This window comes from Acinetobacter sp. Li1LvA2 (assembly GCF_056156705.1).
The window spans coordinates 138,365-158,759 of record NZ_JBSICF010000008.1 but is presented as its reverse complement, the minus strand read 5'-3'; the positions used below and the strand labels follow the sequence as shown (position 1 = coordinate 158,759).

At 39.5% G+C, this 20,395-nt stretch carries 22 protein-coding genes; 8 read left to right on the top strand and 14 right to left on the bottom strand.

Translation table 11 applies throughout. The features are described from left to right. Nucleotides 1-16: 16 nt before the first annotated feature. The 4 genes from atpE to ACS604_RS15800 form a co-directional block, all read right to left on the bottom strand. Nucleotides 17-262: a F0F1 ATP synthase subunit C gene (gene atpE, locus ACS604_RS15815; RefSeq protein WP_000424060.1), complete on the bottom strand. Its 246-nt coding sequence runs from the start codon at nucleotides 260-262 to the stop codon at nucleotides 17-19. Nucleotides 263-346: 84 nt separating this feature from the next. Then, nucleotides 347-1,222: a F0F1 ATP synthase subunit A gene (gene atpB, locus ACS604_RS15810; protein ID WP_004795298.1), complete on the bottom strand. Its 876-nt coding sequence runs from the start codon at nucleotides 1,220-1,222 to the stop codon at nucleotides 347-349. A 104-nt stretch (nucleotides 1,223-1,326) separates the two neighbouring features. After that, nucleotides 1,327-1,725, bottom strand: coding sequence for an ATP synthase subunit I (locus ACS604_RS15805; RefSeq protein ID WP_004795299.1), 399 nt, complete (start codon nucleotides 1,723-1,725; stop codon nucleotides 1,327-1,329). Nucleotides 1,726-1,895: 170 nt separating this feature from the next. After that, entirely contained in the window at nucleotides 1,896-2,735 is an 840-nt protein-coding gene (locus ACS604_RS15800; protein WP_174729102.1) for a metal ABC transporter solute-binding protein, Zn/Mn family, read from the bottom strand. A gap of 127 nt (nucleotides 2,736-2,862) precedes the next feature. Here ACS604_RS15800 and ACS604_RS15795 point away from each other — a divergent pair, with 127 nt between their 5' ends. The 3 genes from ACS604_RS15795 to znuB are packed head-to-tail and all read left to right on the top strand — an operon-like array spanning nucleotide 2,863 to nucleotide 4,934. Then, complete coding sequence (locus ACS604_RS15795; protein WP_005309148.1) at nucleotides 2,863-3,360, top strand: transcriptional repressor; 498 nt, start codon at nucleotides 2,863-2,865, stop codon at nucleotides 3,358-3,360. Then, on the top strand, nucleotides 3,333-4,121 hold the full coding sequence (znuC, locus tag ACS604_RS15790; protein WP_034591560.1) for a zinc ABC transporter ATP-binding protein ZnuC: 789 nt from the start codon (nucleotides 3,333-3,335) through the stop codon (nucleotides 4,119-4,121). The genes ACS604_RS15795 and znuC overlap by 28 nt, the downstream gene beginning before the upstream one ends. Before the next feature lie 3 nt (nucleotides 4,122-4,124). Beyond that, entirely contained in the window at nucleotides 4,125-4,934 is an 810-nt protein-coding gene (gene znuB / locus ACS604_RS15785) for a zinc ABC transporter permease subunit ZnuB (RefSeq protein WP_004795302.1), read from the top strand. Nucleotide 4,935: 1 nt separating this feature from the next. Here the strand turns inward: znuB and ACS604_RS15780 are convergent, their stop codons facing one another. Then, nucleotides 4,936-5,562 carry a LysE family transporter gene (locus tag ACS604_RS15780; RefSeq protein ID WP_474772211.1) on the bottom strand — a complete coding sequence of 209 codons (627 nt, stop codon included), beginning with the start codon at nucleotides 5,560-5,562 and terminating at the stop codon, nucleotides 4,936-4,938. A gap of 159 nt (nucleotides 5,563-5,721) precedes the next feature. On the opposite strand from ACS604_RS15780, the gene ACS604_RS15775 reads away from it, so the two are divergent. Then, nucleotides 5,722-6,642 carry a Dyp-type peroxidase gene (locus tag ACS604_RS15775; protein WP_474772210.1) on the top strand — a complete coding sequence of 307 codons (921 nt, stop codon included), beginning with the start codon at nucleotides 5,722-5,724 and terminating at the stop codon, nucleotides 6,640-6,642. Between the two features lie 44 nt (nucleotides 6,643-6,686). On the opposite strand, the gene ACS604_RS15770 is transcribed toward ACS604_RS15775, so the two are convergent. Beyond that, entirely contained in the window at nucleotides 6,687-8,384 is a 1,698-nt protein-coding gene (locus tag ACS604_RS15770; RefSeq protein WP_474772209.1) for an NAD-dependent malic enzyme, read from the bottom strand. A gap of 496 nt (nucleotides 8,385-8,880) precedes the next feature. Here ACS604_RS15770 and argS point away from each other — a divergent pair, with 496 nt between their 5' ends. Together argS and ACS604_RS15760 are read left to right on the top strand one after the other, a co-directional pair. Then, nucleotides 8,881-10,671 carry an arginine--tRNA ligase gene (argS, locus tag ACS604_RS15765; RefSeq protein ID WP_238612771.1) on the top strand — a complete coding sequence of 597 codons (1,791 nt, stop codon included), beginning with the start codon at nucleotides 8,881-8,883 and terminating at the stop codon, nucleotides 10,669-10,671. Between the two features lie 155 nt (nucleotides 10,672-10,826). Then, nucleotides 10,827-11,441: an SPOR domain-containing protein gene (locus tag ACS604_RS15760; protein WP_013199189.1), complete on the top strand. Its 615-nt coding sequence runs from the start codon at nucleotides 10,827-10,829 to the stop codon at nucleotides 11,439-11,441. A 40-nt stretch (nucleotides 11,442-11,481) separates the two neighbouring features. On the opposite strand, the gene ACS604_RS15755 is transcribed toward ACS604_RS15760, so the two are convergent. The 4 genes from ACS604_RS15755 to guaA form a co-directional block, all read right to left on the bottom strand. Further along, nucleotides 11,482-12,150, bottom strand: coding sequence for a glutathione S-transferase (locus ACS604_RS15755; protein WP_151964495.1), 669 nt, complete (start codon nucleotides 12,148-12,150; stop codon nucleotides 11,482-11,484). A 112-nt stretch (nucleotides 12,151-12,262) separates the two neighbouring features. Beyond that, the gene (locus ACS604_RS15750) at nucleotides 12,263-12,670 is read right to left on the bottom strand and encodes an OsmC family protein (RefSeq protein ID WP_005309135.1); all 408 of its coding nucleotides are present in this window, start codon (nucleotides 12,668-12,670) and stop codon (nucleotides 12,263-12,265) included. Then, nucleotides 12,667-13,614 (bottom strand): pirin family protein, encoded by a 948-nt coding sequence (locus ACS604_RS15745; protein WP_151964494.1) that lies wholly within the window; start codon nucleotides 13,612-13,614, stop codon nucleotides 12,667-12,669. The genes ACS604_RS15750 and ACS604_RS15745 overlap by 4 nt, the downstream gene beginning before the upstream one ends. Before the next feature lie 214 nt (nucleotides 13,615-13,828). Continuing rightward, nucleotides 13,829-15,397: a glutamine-hydrolyzing GMP synthase gene (gene guaA / locus ACS604_RS15740; RefSeq protein ID WP_174740798.1), complete on the bottom strand. Its 1,569-nt coding sequence runs from the start codon at nucleotides 15,395-15,397 to the stop codon at nucleotides 13,829-13,831. Nucleotides 15,398-15,782: 385 nt separating this feature from the next. Between guaA and ACS604_RS15735 the strand changes: the two genes are divergently transcribed. Beyond that, nucleotides 15,783-17,000 carry a DUF445 domain-containing protein gene (locus ACS604_RS15735; protein ID WP_171056882.1) on the top strand — a complete coding sequence of 406 codons (1,218 nt, stop codon included), beginning with the start codon at nucleotides 15,783-15,785 and terminating at the stop codon, nucleotides 16,998-17,000. A 67-nt stretch (nucleotides 17,001-17,067) separates the two neighbouring features. Here the strand turns inward: ACS604_RS15735 and ACS604_RS15730 are convergent, their stop codons facing one another. Further along, nucleotides 17,068-17,505 carry a DoxX family protein gene (locus ACS604_RS15730; protein ID WP_004795325.1) on the bottom strand — a complete coding sequence of 146 codons (438 nt, stop codon included), beginning with the start codon at nucleotides 17,503-17,505 and terminating at the stop codon, nucleotides 17,068-17,070. A 194-nt stretch (nucleotides 17,506-17,699) separates the two neighbouring features. Between ACS604_RS15730 and ACS604_RS15725 the strand changes: the two genes are divergently transcribed. After that, complete coding sequence (locus ACS604_RS15725; protein ID WP_111856346.1) at nucleotides 17,700-18,347, top strand: DedA family protein; 648 nt, start codon at nucleotides 17,700-17,702, stop codon at nucleotides 18,345-18,347. Here the strand turns inward: ACS604_RS15725 and ACS604_RS15720 are convergent, their stop codons facing one another. From ACS604_RS15720 to ACS604_RS15710, 3 genes are all read right to left on the bottom strand, one after another. Beyond that, the gene (locus ACS604_RS15720; RefSeq protein WP_151964490.1) at nucleotides 18,348-18,938 is read right to left on the bottom strand and encodes a LysE family translocator; all 591 of its coding nucleotides are present in this window, start codon (nucleotides 18,936-18,938) and stop codon (nucleotides 18,348-18,350) included. It abuts the gene before it with no gap. 214 nt (nucleotides 18,939-19,152) lie between these two features. Next, nucleotides 19,153-19,539: a hypothetical protein gene (locus ACS604_RS15715; protein WP_004795328.1), complete on the bottom strand. Its 387-nt coding sequence runs from the start codon at nucleotides 19,537-19,539 to the stop codon at nucleotides 19,153-19,155. Between the two features lie 13 nt (nucleotides 19,540-19,552). After that, nucleotides 19,553-20,392 carry a ParA family protein gene (locus ACS604_RS15710; RefSeq protein ID WP_174729199.1) on the bottom strand — a complete coding sequence of 280 codons (840 nt, stop codon included), beginning with the start codon at nucleotides 20,390-20,392 and terminating at the stop codon, nucleotides 19,553-19,555. Between the last annotated feature and the right edge of the window lie 3 nt (nucleotides 20,393-20,395).

Here is a 20,395-nt window from a genome sequence, read left to right as displayed (position 1 = left end):
TTAGGAATTAAGATGATTAACCTACAAATGGATTAGCGAAGATGAAGAACAAGCCAATACCAACACCGATCATAGGCACAGCATCAAGAAGACCCGCGATTAAGAACATACGAGTTTGAAGTTGTGGAGCCAATTCTGGTTGACGAGCAACAGCTTCTAAAAAGCGACCACCCAAAAGACCAAAACCAATCGCAGTACCTAAAGCACCGAAAGCGATCAAGATAGCAGATGCAATTGCAACTAGACCTAAAGTGAGTTCCATGAAAAATTCCTCAGAGGTTAGGTTATTACCAAATTAAATTAAAAAAATTCAGCCCAACCATCGTTTGATAGTTAGGCAATACCATTAATGTTTTTCGCTTGCCATGCTCAAGTAAACGATGGTAAGCATCATAAAGATGAATGCCTGCAACGTGATTACAAGAATGTGGAAGATCGCCCAAGGCACAGACAACGCCCATTGAATCCAGAACGGCAATAAAGCAATTAGGATAAAGATCAACTCACCGGCATACATGTTACCGAATAGTCGGAGAGCTAATGAAATCGGACGAGCAAGGAATGTTACCAATTCCAAAATCAAGTTCACTGGAATAAGCAACGCTTTTGCAACTGGATTACTTGGGTTAAATGGGTTAAGTGCCAATTCACCAACGAAGCCACTAACACCCTTTTCGCGGATGCTGTAGAACAAGATAAGTACAAATACAGATAAAGACATACCTAAAGTAATGTTTGGATCTGTAGATGGAACGATCTTGAAGTAAACGTGGTGAGGGTCCATACCAAATACGTTTGCACCTACAAACGCTGCAACTTGAGGAATCCAGTCAACTGGGATCAAGTCCATTAAGTTCATGAGGAAAATCCACACGAAAATAGTGAGTGCAAGCGGAGCGATTAAACGTGATTTGCCATGAAAAGTATCACGGACACTTGAGTCAACAAACTCGATGATCATTTCAATTGCAGACTGGAATTTAGTTGGAACACCTGCATTAGCAGCTTTCGCAACGATCCAGAACATCAAACAGAAAATAACACCAAGGCCAATCGACCAACCCATTGAATCCAAGTGAATTGCAGTGAACCCCATCGAATGAGCTTCTTCAGCAGTCTCAGCCAATTTCCATGTACCATCTGGCATTTTGCCATAGGTCATATTGGTCAAGTGATGCTTGATATACTCTGTCGAAGTGAGGGCATGTTCTTCAGCAGCCATAAATCACACCTGGTCAATGTCAATTACTAAAAAGAAGGGAAACGAACATCGGCGCACTGTCGATATCTCGCTACCCTCCAAAAAATCTTCAATTCTTCTTGTTTCTACACCCGTTTTTGTAGACGTGACACCCAAAACGGAGCGACCCACGACATTGTCTGAACGAGAATAAAACCAAACAGCAATGCTAACGGTGATAAAGGTTTAACATTGCTCAAAATCAAAATAAATCCAACGATCATGATTGCAAATTTGCCTAACATGCCCCTATACATGTTAGACAGCACTTGTTTTGATGCTCTCGCACCTGCTGTTCTGAAGGATTGCCACGAGAAATAACTCATAGCAAGCCAGCAAACCAGTGCACCAAGTGCCGCACTTAATGCTGCTGTCATGTCTTTTATGCTCCACGCCACTAGGGCGGAAACAGGGATCATACATGCTTGTAAGAAGACCAAAGCTTTTGCTAATCGTCGGTCAATCAAGCGACTAGTTTGGCTCATTATTTATCCACTCACAGCATAAATGCTTGACAAGTTTAGCTGATGATCGCTTTTAATCGCAGGCATTATAGAGTTACACCCCTGAACATGCAATCTTTTCCCGACTTTAGTCGGGGTTTTTCATGACAGGAGGTGCTGACGCTACAGTCAGCCTTTGTTTATTTTTTATCTTACTTTTGCGTACTTAATACACATTTATCTGTTTTTATAGCCAGTTTCTTCCATGCAGTGACGAAATCATCCTCATTATTCATGCTCTCGTCTACGGGTTGAAAAGTAATGTTACCTAATTTTTGATACTGACTTTTAGTAGTAAAACTTTCCGCTAACAAACACATCTGATCTTTTGGTCGATTATCATTAAGATACTTAATTTGAGCTGCTGTTGGTGCAACATGAGGATCATCTGTCAAAGCGCCTGCGAACTTTAAATTTAAAGAGCGTTCTAAATATTGATAGGCATCATGATATGACCAATATGGCTTACCATTACTTGTACTGTCGTAAGCCTGTGCTGCCTGAAACATTTTACGAGCAAAGATATTGGCATTATTCCAATATTTAGCCTTATTTTCAGGATGCTGCTGGGAACGTAAAGCCGCAATAAAGAAACCGATTCGAACCGCGTTGTTTGGTTCTAACCACACATGGGTATCTACTGTATTAGGTAAAGCCGCACCGCGGGTACTACGCAGGGGTAAAACAGAAACTATGCCACTATCTAATAAGGCAATGGCTTTCTTATTATTACCTAACAATTTATTTAGAGGTGCTTCATGAGCCTTACCCAACCAAATGACCAATGATGCATCATTAATTGCTTTACGGTGCGCTGGGGTTAATTGTACGTCATGCCCAGTTTGTCCCTTTAATAAGAGTTGTGGTTCTTCAATACCTTGAGTGACTTCTTTTGCAATCAGATAGATCGGGTGTGTAGAAACCACCAAACCCTGACTCCACCCTAACGTACTCAAAAGAGAGAACATACTGAAAACAAAAAAACGGAACATGACAGACCATCAATTTAAATTAGCTCGAAGCATGTTATAATATAACAAAGTTACAAAAATACCTAAGATTAATCGAATGAAGCATCGCTTCATGCTAATATTCCGTTAAAAATTCGAGGTTATTTCTATGAGTTCCTGCTCGCATGAACATCATGATTCTTTGCATGGTGTGCATGATCACCATAATGTCGCAAACCGTTTAGCTGAAGCAGAAAATTTATGTTCTGCGACTGGCGCACGACTTACGCCTTTGCGCAAAGAAGTTTTGGAACTCATTTTAAATGCTTCGGGTCCAATGGGCGCCTATGACCTACTCGCACGTATAAAAAGTCAAACTGATCGTCCGGCCGCTCCTCCGACTGTATATAGAACTTTAGATTTTTTATTAGAAAAAGGTTTAATCCATCGCCTAACTTCTATTAATGCCTATATTCCCTGTTGCCACCCTCGAGAAGGCCATCAAGCAGCATTCCTAATTTGCACTGAATGTCATATGGTTAAAGAAGCCTCTTCTCAAGGTTTAACTCACCAGCTTGACCAACTTGCAGCGTCAGATGAGTTCGTGGCTCAACACAGCATTATTGAAATATCGGGGAAATGCCAACAGTGCCGCACAACTCGTTAAATCCTGTATTAATTCAGCTTGAGCAGGTTTCTGTTCATCGTGATAATCGGGAAATTTTAAAAAAAGTTGATTTTGCTCTACATCAAAATGAAATTGTGTCTTTAATTGGACCAAATGGTGCTGGCAAATCAACACTGATTAAAGTTCTACTCGGCATTCTCCAACCGAGTAGCGGACGTATTGTTAATTATAAAAAATTGAAAATGGCTTATGTGCCACAAAAATTTAATCCTTCACACAGTCTACCTTTGCGTGTGCAGGATTTACTTGATTTAGAAAAGTGCAGCCCTGCCCTTCGTCAGGAAATTATTCAAGACACTGGTATCTCCAAGTTACAACAATCAAAAGTACAACAACTTTCCGGGGGGGAGCGCCAACGCGTATTACTAGCGCGTGCTCTACTTCGCCAGCCAGATATTTTAGTTCTTGACGAACCGATGCAAGGTTTAGATATTCAGTCAGAAGCTGAACTTTATGAATATGTCCGTAGTCTGCCAGAACGATATGGTTGCGCAATCTTAATTGTTTCTCATGACTTACAATGGGTGATGGAAGGAACACACCGCGTAGTGTGTTTGAATAAACATATTTGCTGTAGTGGGTTGCCCGAGAACATTCAACAACATCCTGAATATCAGGCTATCTTTGGAACTCAACGGGTTTTCTACCAACATCATCATGATCATTGCGCTCACGGTGATGCAGCACACCCCTGCCCTCATAACGACCGTCCTCACATCCACCCAGAACCGGAAGCTTAAGCCATGATGGAATGGTTACAATTATTGTTGCCCGCATGGATTATGGGAACCTTGCTGGTGTTTTTAACCGCACCTCTTGGTTGTCTAATGCTTTGGAGACGCATGTCTTTTTTTGCTGACACCATGGCACACGGAACACTACTTGGAGTTGCTATTGCAGGTGCGTTAAGCCTTCCTCTTTGGCTTGGTGTTGCAGGCACTGCGGTTTTACTGGTCGCAATTTTATGGGCCCTACATGACAATCGCTTACCCAATGATGCGCTCTTAGCCTTATGTTCAGCGACATTACTTTGTAGTGGTTTATTATTTATTCAACATGTTCCAAGTTTAAGACCAGAACTTTTAAGTTATTTATTTGGTGACTTGTTGAGTATTGATTGGCCCGACTTGCCTGTTTTCACTTTAATCATTGCGCTATCACTCGCAATTCTTTACCGCTTTTGGCAGCCGCAAATACAGTTTGCAATTGATCCGGACATTGCAATTAGTGAAGGGGTAAATGCGAACTGGCAACGTCTTATTTTCATGCTGTTATTGGCTTTATTTACTGTATTAGCCTTACGTGCAGTAGGTTCTTTGCTTATGGGTGCATTACTCGTAATACCTGCTTTAAGCGCTCGCCTACTAGCAAACTCGCCAAAGCAAATGGTCGTTTGGGCATTTGTGTTAGCCCAGCTTGGGGTGAGTGTAGGCCTATGGTCAAGCGCAGCACTCAATATATCTACAGGCTTGAGTATTGTCTTATGTATGGCTTTAACTTTCGCTGTTATTTTTATAACTCAAAAGCTAAAAAATCAAACACAGGCGGCCTAAATTAGGACGCCTGATGAACTGTACTCAATAATAAAGCCGCACAACTAAACATCACAGCAAAACCCCGATTCAAATATTTTTGCTGTTTAGGGGAGCGAAGTAATCTTAGAACCTTTGATGCTAGTCCTGTATATCCAGCCATTACAATCAAATCAATCGTAATCATTGTTACAGTCATAATCAGGTATTGTATCCATTGAGGCTTACCCAAATCTAGAAACTGGGGTAAGACAGCCAATAGAAATACAATCGCTTTGGGATTACTAATATTGACCACAAAGCCATTTAACAATAGCGCGAATACAGATTTATCTCTTTTTTCTTGTTGGATTTCTATATCTTTTATAGGTGCTGTCCACTGTAAATAAGCAAGGTATAACAAATAAATCACACCAAACCATTTAACAAACTGAAAAGCCAAAGGTGTCGTTGCAAATAAAACCCCCACACCTGCTGCCACCACCATAATTTGAAGTAGCAAAGCGATTTGTAAACCTATTGCATTCCAATAGCCATGCCTAAAACCATAGTTTAGACCACTCGACATTGAAGCAATTGCTCCCGCACCCGGTGAGATACTAATGACCCAACAGGCCAACATATAAGCGAACCAAACTTGCAGAGACATAGCAAAAAATAGACTATAAAAGTGGAATTATACTGTTTTATAAAACTATCTCAGTCAGAATTCAAACAATAAAATCAAGAAATAGACTACTAACGACTCTCCGCATCAGGCACAATAATTAAAGCTCATACTAAATTATAATTGAGGAGATACCTTCCAATGACTGCTCAATCTGTCATTTTGCCATTGCCATCAGATCATGCTCGCTTCATTGTTCTTCGTTTAAAAGACTTATCAATTGATGAATTAAAAAAACAAATTGCAGCTTTATTTGAAGCACGAGACCGTCTAATTACTCAGCATTCTGATGCTCAAATTAAAACAGCAGTCGCTTTTGGTCCTGAACTATGGAAACAGCTCTATTCGCAAACTCCTGTAGGATTTAAACAGCTTGAGCCAGAACAAGGTGCATTCAATATGCCATCTGTGCCAGCAGATGTACTCATTCATATTGCCAGCATGCGCTCTGATATTTGTTTTGCATTAAGCCAAGCATTTTTTGAAGGTATTAAAGATAAAGTCGAAGTTCTTGATGAGCGTGTTTGCTTCCGCTATTTCGATGGCCGAGATATGACAGGTTTTATAGACGGTACTGAAAACCCTCAGTTCCCAGATGACCGTGCAGAAACAGCTCTTCTACCCGAAGAGGCTGGAGTATTTGCCGATGGTAGTTTCATTTTCGCGCAGCGCTATGCACACGACTTAGAAAAATGGAAAAAACTTAAAGTCGATGCGCAAGAAAATGTCATGGGCCGTACCAAGCTTGAATCTATTGAATTAGATGATGATGTTAAACCGGAAAATGCTCATGTTGCCCGCACTGTTGTTGAGGATGATGAAGGCGAAGAAATGGAAATCTTGCGTCATAGTCTGCCTTATGGCGACGGCAGAGGCGATCAAGGTTTATTTTTTATTGCCTACACCAAGGACCTGAACATTATTGATGCCATGTTAAAACGTATGTTCGGTACCAGTGGAGATGGTATTCACGACCGTTTATTGCATTTCGTGACCCCACTTGATGGCGCTTATTATTTTGCACCTAGTGAAGAGTTGCTTGAAGAAATTCTAGAAGACTAAAAATAAAAAGAGGAGCTGACGCTCCTCTTTTTTTATTCTCATTCTTAGAAAGGAATACGCTTATATTTGCGATATTCAGGTTTCCAGAATGATTGATCAATTTTCTGCTTAAGCAAATCATCACTAATCGTTACAGCTACACCATCTGCCATTGCAGCTTTCGCAACTTCAAATGCAATAACTCTAGACACTTGTTGAATTTCACCCAACGGCGGTAACAAATCAGCTTGTGGATCTTTAAGCAATGGAGAACAATTTGCTAAAGCACTACTTGATGCCATTAACATATTTTCGGTCACACGCTTAGCACCCGATGCCACCACACCTAAGCCAATGCCTGGGAAAATGTATGAGTTATTACACTGAGAAATATTATAAAGTTTGCCGTGATGATTTACAGGAGCAAACGGACTACCTGTTGCAATTAATGCTTTGCCTTCAGTCCACTCCACAATATCAGCAGGTACAGCCTCAACACGTGAAGTTGGATTTGACAATGGCATGACTATTGGGCGTTCGCAATTTGCAGCTAAAGTCTTAATGATTTCTTCGGTAAACAAACCAGGCTGACCAGAAACACCAATTAACACTGTAGGCTTAGCATTTTTAACAACATCAAGTAGTGAAATCACTTCTTCAATATTGCCCCACTGATCAATCACCTCAGCTTTTTGTGCCAACTTACGTTGGAAGTCGAGCAAATTTGGTTGATTCTCGGTGATCAAACCAAAACGGTCTACCATATAAACGCGAGCACGCGCTTCCGCATCAGTTAAACCTTCAGCAACCATTTGAGCAACTATTTGCTCCGCGATACCACAACCTGCCGAACCTGCACCTAAGAAAGCAATTGTTTGATCTTTTAATTGCTTGCCCGCTGCACGGCTCGCAGCAATCAAACTACCTACAGATACCGCCGCTGTTCCTTGAATATCATCATTAAAACAACAAATTTTATCGCGATATTTTTCTAAAAGTGGCATCGCATTTTTTTGTGCGAAATCTTCAAACTGAATTAATGCTTTTGGCCAACGACGCTTCACAGCATCAATCACCATATCTACAAATGCGTAATATTCATCGCCGCTAATACGCGGCTGACGCCAGCCCATATAGATCGGATCATTTAACAGCTGTGGATTGTTCGTCCCTACATCAATTGTGATTGGTAATGTATAAGCTGGACTAATCCCACCACAAGCGGTGTAAAGCGAAAGTTTTCCAATAGGAATCCCCATTCCGCCAATACCTTGGTCACCAAGACCTAAGATACGTTCACCATCAGTAATCACGATGACTTTTACATTATTTTTATTTACGTTTTGCAAAATATCATCAATCACATCACGATCTGGATATGAAATAAAAACACCACGATGACGACGATAGATATCAGAGAAACGCTGACATGCCTCACCTACTGTTGGGGTGTAAATAATCGGCATCATTTCTTCAAGATGATTTTCGATTAGATGATAGAACAAGGTTTCATTGGTATCTTGGATATTACGCAGATAGATATGTCGGTTAATATCATCAGTGAAAGCGCAATATTGTTGATAAGAGCGCTGGCTCTGCTCTTCAATAGTTTCAATAATATGGGGGAGTAAACCGTGTAAGTTAAAGTTACTTCTTTCTTCTTCAGTGAAAGCAGAACCTTTGTTTAGAAGTGGTAACTCTAAAAGTGTAAAACCTGCATATGGGATATAAAGGGGATGTTTACTTGGGTGTCCTGATATCATTGCCTATCTCATTTTCCAGCTTAGAGTAGAGAAAAACACGTTTTTGTATGGTCTCTAAAACTCTTTGTGCGTATAAGCTTAAGCCTAATTCGTTCAAAATAGATATTTTAAACCGTGATGGTAAAATTAAAGACTATTTAGTTAAAACATGTATAAAAATAAACAATAAATATCAATATCTTAATAATTTTATATTTTTAAAAAATCTTTTATTATTTTAATTTTATTGGTCTAAACTATACATTTTAATACTACCATATATTTCCCCAAGAAATAATGGTAGGTTTTTAGTGTCATTTACTGATTAAAAAACCACAGAAGGCTTGTATTTATTTGTTTTTAGAATAATGAGACAGTCCACCCTGCAATATTCATTTAAAAAATAATACTCGTTAAGTTGCACAAAAAGAATTACTCGAATATTAAATCCACTCCCCTAACTCCTAGGAAATTTGCTATATTTGACGTTTTTCTGCGACATCTATTTTCGATTGATATGAATACGGCAATACAAGCAGCTCTCGACCATGCAGTGCAAACTCTTCAACAAGAAGGGGTGCTTCCTTCCGACTGGAAAAACACAAGCAACTTAACACGCACCAAAGACCGAAGCCATGGCGACTTTGCTTCTAATATTGCCATGATCGGCTCGAAAGCTGCTGGTATGAAACCACGAGATTTAGCTGAGAAAGTTCTAACTGCATTACCAGAAGTTGCAGATATCAGCAAAGCTGAAATCGCAGGACCTGGTTTTATTAACTTCTTTTTAAATGCAGACCAGCGCTTTGCTATTCTTGACCAGATTCAAGCACAAAAAGAAATCTTTGGTCGCAGCCAAGCGAATGCAGCGAAAAAGATCCAAGTTGAATTTGTTTCTGCAAACCCAACGTCTAGTCTACATGTAGGACATGGCCGTGGCGCTGCATATGGTATGACTGTTGCTACGTTACTTGAAGCAACAGGTGCTAAAGTTGACCGTGAATACTATGTGAATGATGCTGGCCGTCAAATGGACATTTTGGCGACTTCTACTTATTTACGTTATTTAGAATTACTTGGTCAAAACCTTGTATTTCCAAAAAATGCTTATCAAGGCGATTACGTTAAAGAAATCGCACAAACTATTATTGATAAAGATGGCGATGCCTACCTTCGCGAAGTGGCTGATGTCTATAAAGATGTGCCAGAAGACGTACAATATGCAGAAGAACTAGATAGCGACGGCAATAAAGTCGTTTTATCTGGCGACAAAGAAAAACACATTGATGGACTTATTGCCAATTCACAACAGTTGTTAGGTGAAGGCTACCGCGTATTCCACCAAGCTGCTCTTCATGCCATTTTAGATGACATTAAAGATGACCTTGCTGACTTCGGTGTAACCTTCAATCAATGGTTTAGTGAAGCATCTCTTAGTGCAAAAATTGATGAAGCTTTAGAAACACTTGATCAACGTGGCTTCCTTTATGAAAAAGATGGCAACATCTGGTTTAAATCAACTGAATTTGGTGATGAAAAAGACCGTGTTGTTAAACGTCGTAACGGCCAAACTACATACTTTGCATCAGACATTGCATATCACTTGAATAAATTACAACGTGGTTATACGGACCTAATCGACATTTGGGGCTCTGACCACCACGGCTATATTTCTCGCGTAAAAGCGGCAATTGATGCGATGGGTTACGACTCTAAAAAATTAACTGTACTTTTGGTTCAGTTCGTAAGTCTATGGCGTGGTGGCGAGATGGTTCAAATGTCATCTCGTTCAGGTCAGTTCGTGACTTTACGTGACTTGCGTAAAGAAGTGGGCAATGACGCGGCTCGTTTCTACTACGTAATGCGTAAGAGCGAACAACACATCGACTTCGACCTTGACCTTGCTGTGTCACAAAGTAAAGACAATGCTGTGTACTATATTCAATATGCGCATGCACGTATTTGCCGTATGTTGGAAAAAGCAGCAAGCACAAATTTACAATTCGATGTAAACACTGCTCGTCCACATGCGACACGTTTGTCTCTTGATGCTGAAACTGAGATTCTTGCTAAATTAGCAGCTTATCCAGATGCAGTGTTGCGAGCTGCAAATGCTTATGAACCACATCAGTTGGGTAACTATTTAAAAGAGTTAGCTGCCTTGTTCCACGGTTGGTACAATGAACATAAAGTATTAAGCGATGATGCCGAGCTTACACAAGCACGTTTATTACTTTCAATCAATGTACAACAAGTGTTGCGCAATGGTTTAGAATTGCTTGGTGTTTCTGCACCAGAATCTATGTAAAAATTATATTACATGGCACTAAAATAAAGGTCATGCAATATATAGTAAGCAGTGGTTTGTAGAGTTAAAATAGCTAATACGAACCACTGTTTCAGCATCGTAATACGAGACTCAAACTCGAATTAAAACAATCAAAATACAGAGGAATAATCCACGTGTTTGGCAAAACGCAACGCGGTGTATCTGAAAGACCTAACAAGCCTAAAAAGCCCCTAATTCCTAAATGGTTAGGGACACTTGTCGCTATTTTGGCGGTCTTATGTATCGCTGTAGTGCTTATGCTTTGGAAACCTTGGCAACCTGTTCCCGCAAAAAATCAGATTACCTCTGAACACTATCAAGAAGAAGATACCAATAAAGACTATCGTTTCTACGATCTATTACCTCAACAACAAGTAACACCTATTCCAGAGCAAGCGATTCCTGAGAGCAAAAATCAAGGTACAGCCATGATTGTTGAGGCACCAAGTGCAGCTCAACCAGCAGCTTCAGAAAGTGCAGGAATTGATGCTAATCCATCAGCCACTGCTCCTCAGCAACCAACCTATATTTTACAGGTTCGCAGCTATAATGACCCCGATCAGGCTGACGCTCGCCGTGCAGAAATCATTTTGAATGGCTTATCTGCAGATGTAGTCAAAAGTAGTGAAAATGGGCAAATATGGTACCGTGTTATTTCAGGTCCTTATGACTCCCAAGATGCTGCATTGGCCGCTCAACAGACCTTACAACACAGCGGCATTGATTCCATCGTGATCAAACGCAAGTAAACGGCAAATAAAAAAGGAACAAATAATTGTTCCTTTTCTTTTAAATATCAGCACAATTCCTTTCATTAGTACCCATTCCCTTTTGTTTCGCTTTCTGAAATGCGGGTCTTTGCTGAATACGATGTAAAAAAGCCTGAATATTAGGGTATTTCCCTTGCAAACGTGATTGCAAAGCTTCCAGTGGGAAACTCATCTGAATATCAGCAAATGAAAAATCGCCTGCGAAATATTCATGCTCTGCCAAATAGTTTTCTAAAAAACTAATATGATCTTTCATACGTGGGCGAACAAAATTTGCCTTCACCCCTTCCGTGATTTTTTTTGCTACGGGTTGAATTAACCATGGCACATGCTTGTTTACACTATTCATGACCAAAGTCATGACTAATAGTGGCATAAGTGAACCTTCAGCATAGTGCATCCAATAAATATACTGCTGTAAATCTTGGGGCTGTGTAGGTTTAAATTGCTGCTTTTGATCATAATGCTGCTGTAAATATTCCAAGATCACAGCAGATTCTGCGATGACTTGCTCATCATCAGTCAAAATCGGAGCTTTACCTAAAGGATGAATACATTTCAATGTTTCTGGAGCGGAATAGTTAGGTAAGCGTTGATAATAATGAATATCATAATCTAAGCTTAACTCTTCTAAAGCCCATAAAATTCGAAACGATCGCGAACATTCCAGGTGGTGTACACTAATCATGTTATTGCCTGCTTTTATTTTTCTTTTTACATAAAAAACAGCATGTGAACATGCTGTTTTATTCCATTTGTGGAATGGATATAAAATCATCCACCTCCACAAAATAGCATTTTTACACTGTAACAAGCACAGTATGAATGTCTAAACTACGTAACAAAGTTTTAGTCACTGGCGTTTTACTACATACCGTTAAGATTTTTTGCTGAAGTTCTTCATCTGGTAAGTCTTTAAAAACAATACGACGTTCTATATGTTCTTCATGCTCTCTATTGGTATGAAAATCAATTTCAACCGAAAACTCACCAAAATCATAACCTTTATGCTTTGCATACATTCTTAAAGTGATAAGCGTACACGCAGCTAAACTTCCAGTGAGCAAATCATAGGGTGCTGGGCCTTGGTCCTGCCCTTCAAGTTTTTCAGGCTCATCACAAAAATATTGATGACGTCCACTGGTGATTTCACCCTTCCATTGTTCAGCAAGGGGCTTTGCTTTACTGCTTGCGATTACTGCTGTCATTTTGATGCTCTCATTTGATCTGGAAGAACAGGGGCTTCTAAACGTGCACCCACATAATCTGGAATTTCACCAAAACGCGCATCATGGTTAATCCATTGCTCGCGTGCTTCTTTTAAATCATCCATTGTACGTGCAACAAAATTCCACCAGAGTAAAATTGGCGTTTCAAACGGTTCACCACCAATCAAAAGAATACGATTGCCTTTTTTTACTTCAATCTCAATTTCACTCAATCCAGTATCTAATACCACCATGTTGTCAGCAGTTAACTCATGACCATTTACATGGGCAACACCTTCTAATGCCATAAAGCCATATTCATAATTAGGATTTAATGGAATACGGGTTTTAGTATCTTCGGTAGCAATTAAGTCGACACCAACTAATGCCGTATGAACCACTACTGGAGAAGTAGTTGCCAAATATTCACCCACAAGAACAGTAAATTCTAGACCGTCTTTTTCAACTACAGGTAGCTCTGGGTAATGTTCAAATTTCGGATCCATATTGCGCTTAGTATCTGGCAAAGCAATCCAAAGCTGCGCAGCGTGCATTTGAGTTTCTGTATCAGGTGCAACTTCTGTATGTGAAATGCCGTGACCTGCTGTCATTAAGTTCACTTGCTTAGGACGAATAAGTTGTTTTGAACCCAAGCTATCAGTATGCATCATGGTGCCTTCGATCATCCACGTGAAGGTTTGCAAACCAATATGAGGATGAGGACCAACATCTAAACCATCACCAGCAGGAAAGCTTACTGGGCCTGCATGATCTAGGAAACACCATGCTCCAATCATTCGTTTTTGTCGGCTAGGTAAAGCCCGCTTAATGACTGTCCCCTGTCCAATTTCAGCAGAGCGAATTGGAAATTCCTGAATAAATTGATTGGTAAATTTCTCGCAATCTTTTGAATCAGAAATATCGTAATCATTATTATTGCTCATGATATTACTCTCTTTTACCTATGCTTTTGCAATGAGTTGTTTTAATGATCTTAACAATACACTCATTATTCAATATAGTCTTTTAGTAATACACAGAGTGTTATGAATGAGACAATCAAAGTTTTAAGTATCAAAATTAATTTTTATCTTTAAAAGTTAAGTAATAAAAAAGGACGCTAACGCGTCCTTTTCTTTACCAACAAACAGAGGAAAATTATTCCCACTCAATCGTTGCTGGTGGTTTAGATGACACGTCGTATACAACACGTGATACATCTTTAATTTCATTCATAATACGTGTTGAGATTTTATCAACCAATTCGTATGGTAAATGTGCAAAACGAGCTGTCATAAAGTCAACTGTTTCAACTGCACGAAGTGCGATTACCCATGCATAACGACGACCATCACCTACTACCCCAACTGACTTAACAGGTTGGAATACAGCAAATGCTTGAGCTGTTTTGTCATACCAGCCACTGTCGCGAAGCTCTTGCATAAAGATGTCATCAGCAAGACGAAGAATATCTGCATATTCTTTTTTCACTTCACCCAAAATACGAACACCTAAACCAGGGCCCGGGAATGGATGACGGTAAATCATGCTATGAGGTAAGCCAAGTGTCGTACCTAATTTACGAACTTCATCTTTAAACAAGTCACGTAAAGGTTCAACCAACTCAAACTCTAAATCGTCTGGTAAGCCACCCACGTTGTGGTGAGATTTAATAACGTGTGCTTTACCTTGTTTGCTTGCAGCAGATTCGATTACGTCTGGGTAAATCGTACCTTGCGCCAAGAATTTCACGCCATCAAGTTTACGTGCTTCTTCAGCAAATACTTCGATGAATTCACGACCAATGATTTTACGTTTTTTCTCTGGATCAACTTCACCAGCCAATGCAGTTAAGAAACGTTGTTCAGCATCTGCACGAATAACACGGATACCCATGTTTTCAGCAAACATTTGCATTACTTGGTCACCTTCGTTTAAACGAAGTAAACCGTTGTCAACAAATACGCATGTTAACTGGTCGCCAATTGCTTTATGTAGAAGTGCAGCAACTACAGATGAGTCAACACCACCAGAAAGACCTAAAAGAACTTTTTCATCACCAATTTGTTTACGTAATTGTTCTACACGCAAATCAATGATGTGTTCAGGTGTCCAAAGACCGCCACATCCACAAATTTTATGAACAAAATTTGCAAGTAATTCTTCACCTTTTGCCGTGTGCGTTACTTCTGGGTGGAATTGCACGCCATAGAAACGGCGTGTTTCGTCACTTACAGCAGCAACTGGACAACTTGGTGTGCTTGCAGTAATGCTAAAACCTTCTGGAATCTGGCTCACTTTGTCGCCATGGCTCATCCAAACATGAAGTTGGTCTTCACGATCTTGTAAATTGCCAATCAGTTGGTCACGTTTAACGATATCAACTTCGGCATAACCAAACTCATGTACAGTACCCGGCTCAACTTTACCGCCTAACTGTTCAGACATGGTTTGCAAACCATAGCAAATACCCAATACTGGAACACCCAACTCAAACACCACTTGCGGTGCACGTGGGCTGCCTTCTTCATGCACACTCTCAGGTCCACCTGACAAAATAATGCCATTTGGCTTAAAAGCACGAATGTCTTCTTCAGACATATCAAAAGCATACATTTCAGAGTAAACACCGGCTTCACGTACACGACGTGCAATGAGCTGGCTATATTGAGAGCCGAAATCCAGAATCAGGATACGATCTTCAGTAATTTGAGTATTGGTAGTCATGACAAACCACTAAATGGCAAAAGAATTAAGCGCGTCATTTTAACATTTTTCACGCTTCGGCGCACCGCAAATCATCATATATCTTATTTTTTTCATTTCTGAATCATTTCTATCGTTGAATTCTTTGACATAAATTAATATTTACTTATATTTATCAAACATCTGGGTTAGTCTTAAAAACCACACACGTATTGATAAATTCATCACATTCTATGCAACATCACCATGAATTTGATGTTAAGATGACCCGATAAAACAGGCATTACCATGGAAAGGTAAATACCATAAGCGATATTTGTCTGTGCTTAAACAATTATCCATTTTTATGGCTTGTTGCCCCCTATCAAAATCAATAGAAATCTAAGGAACAACAATGCTTCAAACTATGATTGCAGATTTCCAGCAACATTTTTGGTTGTATATCTCTATTCCTTTTATGAGTGGTTTAATTGGCTACATCACCAAGGTGATCGCCATTCAGATGATGTTTTCGCCACTTGAATTTAAAGGCATTAAACCATTTCTTGGTTGGCAAGGCATCGTGCCACGCAAAGCCGAGAAAATGGCAACCATTGCTGTTGAACTCATGACAGCCAAACTCATTAAACCTGAAGAAATTTTTGCACGCCTAGATCCTAAACGTATTGCCAAAGAAATAGAAAAACCACTGCTTGCCGCAGCTGAAGATATTACCCGTGATGTTGCTCAAGAATATCAGCCGGGGTTATGGGAAGGCATGCCAGAGTTTGCGCGTCAAAGACTCATTCGTCGTGTACAATCAAAAGCACCCGAGATTGTTGAACACATCATGAGTGAAGTACAACGTGATGTGAACCGATATTTTGATATTAAACATCTTGTTATCAGCAACTTGCTTAAAGACAAACGCCTCCTCAACAATATTTTTAAACGAGTGGGCAAACAAGAATTTAAATTTTTTAGTAATGTCGGATTTGTATTTGGCTTCGGTATTGGTGTGATTCAGATGCTATGCTGGATTATCACGCAAGGTAAATACCCTTGGATGCTACCAATGTTTGGCGGCTTTGTAGGTTTTTTCAGTGACTGGATTGCATTACAAATGATGTTTAGACCACTTTATCCTAAAAAAATATTGGGCTATACGTGGCAAGGTTTGTTTATTAAACGTCAAAATGAAGTTGCCGCTGACTACGCAGCGTTAATTTCCAAACAGCTTTTAACTTCTCGCCATATGATGGAAGAATTATTTTCTGGTACACATTCTGCGCGTGTTATTGATCTGGTTAACCGCCATGTTAAACAAGAAATTGATATGCAAGCAGGTGTGATTCGTCCACTTGTTGTTTACGCAATTGGCGGAGAAAAATATCAGGATATGAAATCGCAAGTTGCTGAACGTATTATGCAACGGCTTCCAGAAACGATGAAATACGTAGAGTCTTATGCAGAAGATGCTATGAATATTCGCAGTACTTTAATTGAACGTATGCAAAAACTAACACCATCTGAATTTGAAGGTATGTTACGTCCTGCGTTTAAAGAAGATGAGTGGGCACTCATTGCAGTAGGTGCAGTACTTGGTTTTGTTGTTGGGGAATTACAAATCCAATTCATGCTCTAATTTTACGTCCCTAGAAATAAAAAAAACCGGATGAGTTGATCATCCGGTTTTTATTTTGTCTTGAATATTATTTCTCGATTGCATGATCCAAACTAATACGTCCAGCGCCATGAAGCATCAGGAAGAATAAACCACCTGCCATTGCAAGGTTTTTCATGAAATGGATGCCATTGTTATATTGCGCCGCTGCATCAGCACCACCTTGGTGGAATAAAAATGCAGTAAGAATACTAAAGATTCCAAGTCCAAAAGCCGCAAAGCGTGCTTGGAAACCAAATAACAAGGCTAAACCACCACCAAACTCAACCAAGATCACTAAAGGAAGAATTCCTGCTGGAACCCCCATTGCTTCCATATATCCAGCAGTTGCTGCATAACCGGTAATTTTCCCCCAACCTGCAACAAGGAAGATATAGGCGATAAGAAGACGCGCAATAAGGCTAATGAAACTGTCTGCGCCTGATTGCGTTACGATATTTTTGACCACTACATTTGGATTAAACATATTGCCACCTTTATTTAAATGCTTATTTATTGATGAGCTCATTCTAGGTTTGGGACATTGATAATTAAATACTCAAAATCCATATATATCGTTGCATAAACGAGATGATCAATTTGTATTTTTTTGATGCTTTATACTGACTTTCTATAGGCTCACTGCTAGGATTTGAGCACGGTTTACCACTTGCTCTTATCATGGAACTTATTGATTTTATTCTACACGTTGATCAACATCTCGCCGAATTTATTATAAATTACGGAACGTGGATTTATGGCATTCTATTTTTAATTATTTTTGTTGAAACCGGTTTAGTGGTTATGCCGTTCTTGCCGGGAGATAGTTTGCTATTTGCAGCTGGTGCTTTAGCAGCATCTACAGGTGCGATGGATCCATGGGTACTGGGCACCCTACTCTTCATTGCTGCCGTTTTAGGTGACACTGTAAACTACCATATTGGACGTTTTATTGGTCCACGTGTGTTTGAAATGAATTCTCGATTCATTAACAAACAGCATTTAGTTAAAACTCAAGAATTCTTTGCTCGTCATGGCGGCAAAACGATTATCTTTGCTCGCTTCGTTCCATTTGCCCGCACCTTTGCTCCTTTTGTTGCTGGGGCTGGTAGCATGAACTATAAGTTTTTCTTAACTTATAACCTGATTGGAGCATTCTGTTGGGTCGCTTCTTTTGTAACTTTAGGCTATTTATTTGGAAATATGCCAATCGTTAAAGATAACTTTACCCATCTTATTTTCGGCATCATTATCATTAGTGTTTTACCAGGCATCATCGGATTTATACGTGAAAAACTCAAAAACCGAAAAGCCAATGTTCGAGACTAATTAGAAGAAACGGAATACCACCGGAAGCATACATAAAATGAGTAACATGGCCGATCCTTTATATAAATGATCGGCTTTTATTTTTTTGATTGGACCCGTTAACAACGCTCGTCCAAAAAGCATCCAGAAACTTGCTGCCGGAATCAGGATTAATGTAAAAACACCAAATACGATAAGAAAATTTTCCGGCGAATTCCATGCTTCAGCAGGAAAGATACCCGCTGCAAATAGCAAAGCTTTAGGATTCTTTAAGGTTGATAAGAATAATTGACGTGGTCGAATATTACGGTGACTTTGACTGAACTGTTGTAAATGGGTGTTTTTCCATAAGTGAAAAGCAAGCCAGAATACATAAAGTACACTCGTAATATGCAAAATGAGCAGTAGTGCTGGCCAAATTGGAGCTGCTAAATGAATAAATACAGCCCAAAAGCTAATACCGTAGGCATAGCCTAACCATTCCATTGGGATAAGCCAGAATGCTTTAGATAAACCTTGAGAATGAGCAGCGGTTGCAAGTAAAGCATTTGTCGGCCCCGGAATGAGCAAAACAGCCAACATTGCCAATACAAAAAACCAACTCTCAATCATAAAATTTCCACAACATCCAAGATGGGGCCACCTTAAACGAAATAGGCAAAATATAGCAAGTTTGTGAGGACTTTTGATTATAGAAAATACAGAATTTATTAAGCTTTAAAATTTAAAATGTATTGATTTATATTAATTTTATTATGAAACATTTTGCTAAACTTTATTCATCACAATATGCCTTAATTAGCATATTGTGATGCAAAATTGACTATTAATTCGTCTTTTTTCGAACAATAATCGGGCAATTTTTAAACTGAGCAGCCTGAACTATTGCTTCTTGCTGACCTAAAACACGTGAAAGTTCGGTATTTTTCGTTGAAGAAGATTGTCCCATATTTACAGAGATAGATGGACCGAATCCCCAACCGCCTCGTCCCCAACCACCGCCGAGTCCAAGTCCAACACCCATACCGGTACTTTTCGGAGTTTGTACGCCATTATCGATATATTGTTGGATACGGTTATATTCACTTTGTAGCTGCTGACAGCCCAAAGATTGATATTGAGTCGGAGACACGTAAGTCGGTTTTACCGTCGTAGCACAAGCGCCGAGTAATAAAGTGGCTGCCACCAAAGGCGCAATATATAAGCCTTTCATCATTTTTCTCTTATCATTTTGGCTCAATTTCACCAAACAATATCTCATAAGCTTGAGTCAATTTATGTTCTGGTGCCAAATGAGCCAAAGGTAAATTTTTCTGATGCGATTCTTTCATTAAAACAGAAGGAGGTAACATGCTATTAAGTACAGGCAACCCTTCATCTTTCAACTGCTGAACCACTTCCCGAGGTAATTTTGCTTGAGCTTGAAATTGGTTGACGACAATTCCTTCAATTTCCAAGCGATCATTATGATCATCTTGCGTTTCGAGAACATTTTCAATCAATGTTTGTAACGCACGCTTTGAAAAGACATCACAATCGAAGGGAATTAAGACTTTATCTGCTGCTATGAGTGCCGATAAAGTAAAAAAGTTAAATGCAGGTGGTGTATCTATATAGATACGATCATATCGTCCAATTAAATTTTGAATTGAATCACGTAATTTATAAATTTTATGTTTACTTTCAAGAGCATGTTCAAGAGCACCAAGTGTCGGGCTAGCAGGAAGAACGTCTAATTTTGCAAAGGGAGTTGAGTGTACAAAGCTATCAATATCTTTATTTCGTGGGGCTTTTAAAATCGAACCTAATGCATTACCGATTAAACCCTTTTGTTGATTGTTTCCCAACACATCATCAAAGAAATTTTCGATATTTGGTTCTAAAATTGATTTTTCAGCAGAATAGGTTGCATCATCTCCTAAAAGGTACTGACTAGAGTTGGCTTGAGGATCAAGATCAATGACCAACGTTCTTAAGCCATGTTTGGCACTAATTGCGGCCAAATTTACAGTAATACTTGATTTCCCTACACCGCCTTTTTGGTTAAACACCACACGAGTTAACATGTT

What these genes read in the sequence shown, in the direction of transcription:
- znuC (WP_034591560.1), top strand. Translation starts at nt 3,333, where the DNA reads ATGCCAACAGTGCCGCACAACTCGTTAAATCCTGTATTAATTCAGCTT.
- argS (WP_238612771.1), top strand. Translation starts at nt 8,881, where the DNA reads ATGAATACGGCAATACAAGCAGCTCTCGACCATGCAGTGCAAACTCTT.
- atpE (WP_000424060.1), bottom strand. Translation starts at nt 262, where the DNA reads ATGGAACTCACTTTAGGTCTAGTTGCAATTGCATCTGCTATCTTGATC.
- ACS604_RS15745 (WP_151964494.1), bottom strand. Translation starts at nt 13,614, where the DNA reads ATGAGCAATAATAATGATTACGATATTTCTGATTCAAAAGATTGCGAG.
- ACS604_RS15735 (WP_171056882.1), top strand. Translation starts at nt 15,783, where the DNA reads ATGATTGCAGATTTCCAGCAACATTTTTGGTTGTATATCTCTATTCCT.
- ACS604_RS15795 (WP_005309148.1), top strand. Translation starts at nt 2,863, where the DNA reads ATGAGTTCCTGCTCGCATGAACATCATGATTCTTTGCATGGTGTGCAT.
- guaA (WP_174740798.1), bottom strand. Translation starts at nt 15,397, where the DNA reads ATGACTACCAATACTCAAATTACTGAAGATCGTATCCTGATTCTGGAT.
- ACS604_RS15750 (WP_005309135.1), bottom strand. Translation starts at nt 12,670, where the DNA reads ATGACAGCAGTAATCGCAAGCAGTAAAGCAAAGCCCCTTGCTGAACAA.
- ACS604_RS15755 (WP_151964495.1), bottom strand. Translation starts at nt 12,150, where the DNA reads ATGATTAGTGTACACCACCTGGAATGTTCGCGATCGTTTCGAATTTTA.
- ACS604_RS15710 (WP_174729199.1), bottom strand. Translation starts at nt 20,392, where the DNA reads ATGTTAACTCGTGTGGTGTTTAACCAAAAAGGCGGTGTAGGGAAATCA.
- ACS604_RS15800 (WP_174729102.1), bottom strand. Translation starts at nt 2,735, where the DNA reads ATGTTCCGTTTTTTTGTTTTCAGTATGTTCTCTCTTTTGAGTACGTTA.
- ACS604_RS15780 (WP_474772211.1), bottom strand. Translation starts at nt 5,562, where the DNA reads ATGTCTCTGCAAGTTTGGTTCGCTTATATGTTGGCCTGTTGGGTCATT.
- ACS604_RS15730 (WP_004795325.1), bottom strand. Translation starts at nt 17,505, where the DNA reads ATGTTTAATCCAAATGTAGTGGTCAAAAATATCGTAACGCAATCAGGC.
- ACS604_RS15775 (WP_474772210.1), top strand. Translation starts at nt 5,722, where the DNA reads ATGACTGCTCAATCTGTCATTTTGCCATTGCCATCAGATCATGCTCGC.
- ACS604_RS15715 (WP_004795328.1), bottom strand. Translation starts at nt 19,539, where the DNA reads ATGAAAGGCTTATATATTGCGCCTTTGGTGGCAGCCACTTTATTACTC.
- atpB (WP_004795298.1), bottom strand. Translation starts at nt 1,222, where the DNA reads ATGGCTGCTGAAGAACATGCCCTCACTTCGACAGAGTATATCAAGCAT.
- ACS604_RS15720 (WP_151964490.1), bottom strand. Translation starts at nt 18,938, where the DNA reads ATGATTGAGAGTTGGTTTTTTGTATTGGCAATGTTGGCTGTTTTGCTC.
- ACS604_RS15770 (WP_474772209.1), bottom strand. Translation starts at nt 8,384, where the DNA reads ATGATATCAGGACACCCAAGTAAACATCCCCTTTATATCCCATATGCA.
- ACS604_RS15805 (WP_004795299.1), bottom strand. Translation starts at nt 1,725, where the DNA reads ATGAGCCAAACTAGTCGCTTGATTGACCGACGATTAGCAAAAGCTTTG.
- ACS604_RS15725 (WP_111856346.1), top strand. Translation starts at nt 17,700, where the DNA reads ATGGAACTTATTGATTTTATTCTACACGTTGATCAACATCTCGCCGAA.
- znuB (WP_004795302.1), top strand. Translation starts at nt 4,125, where the DNA reads ATGATGGAATGGTTACAATTATTGTTGCCCGCATGGATTATGGGAACC.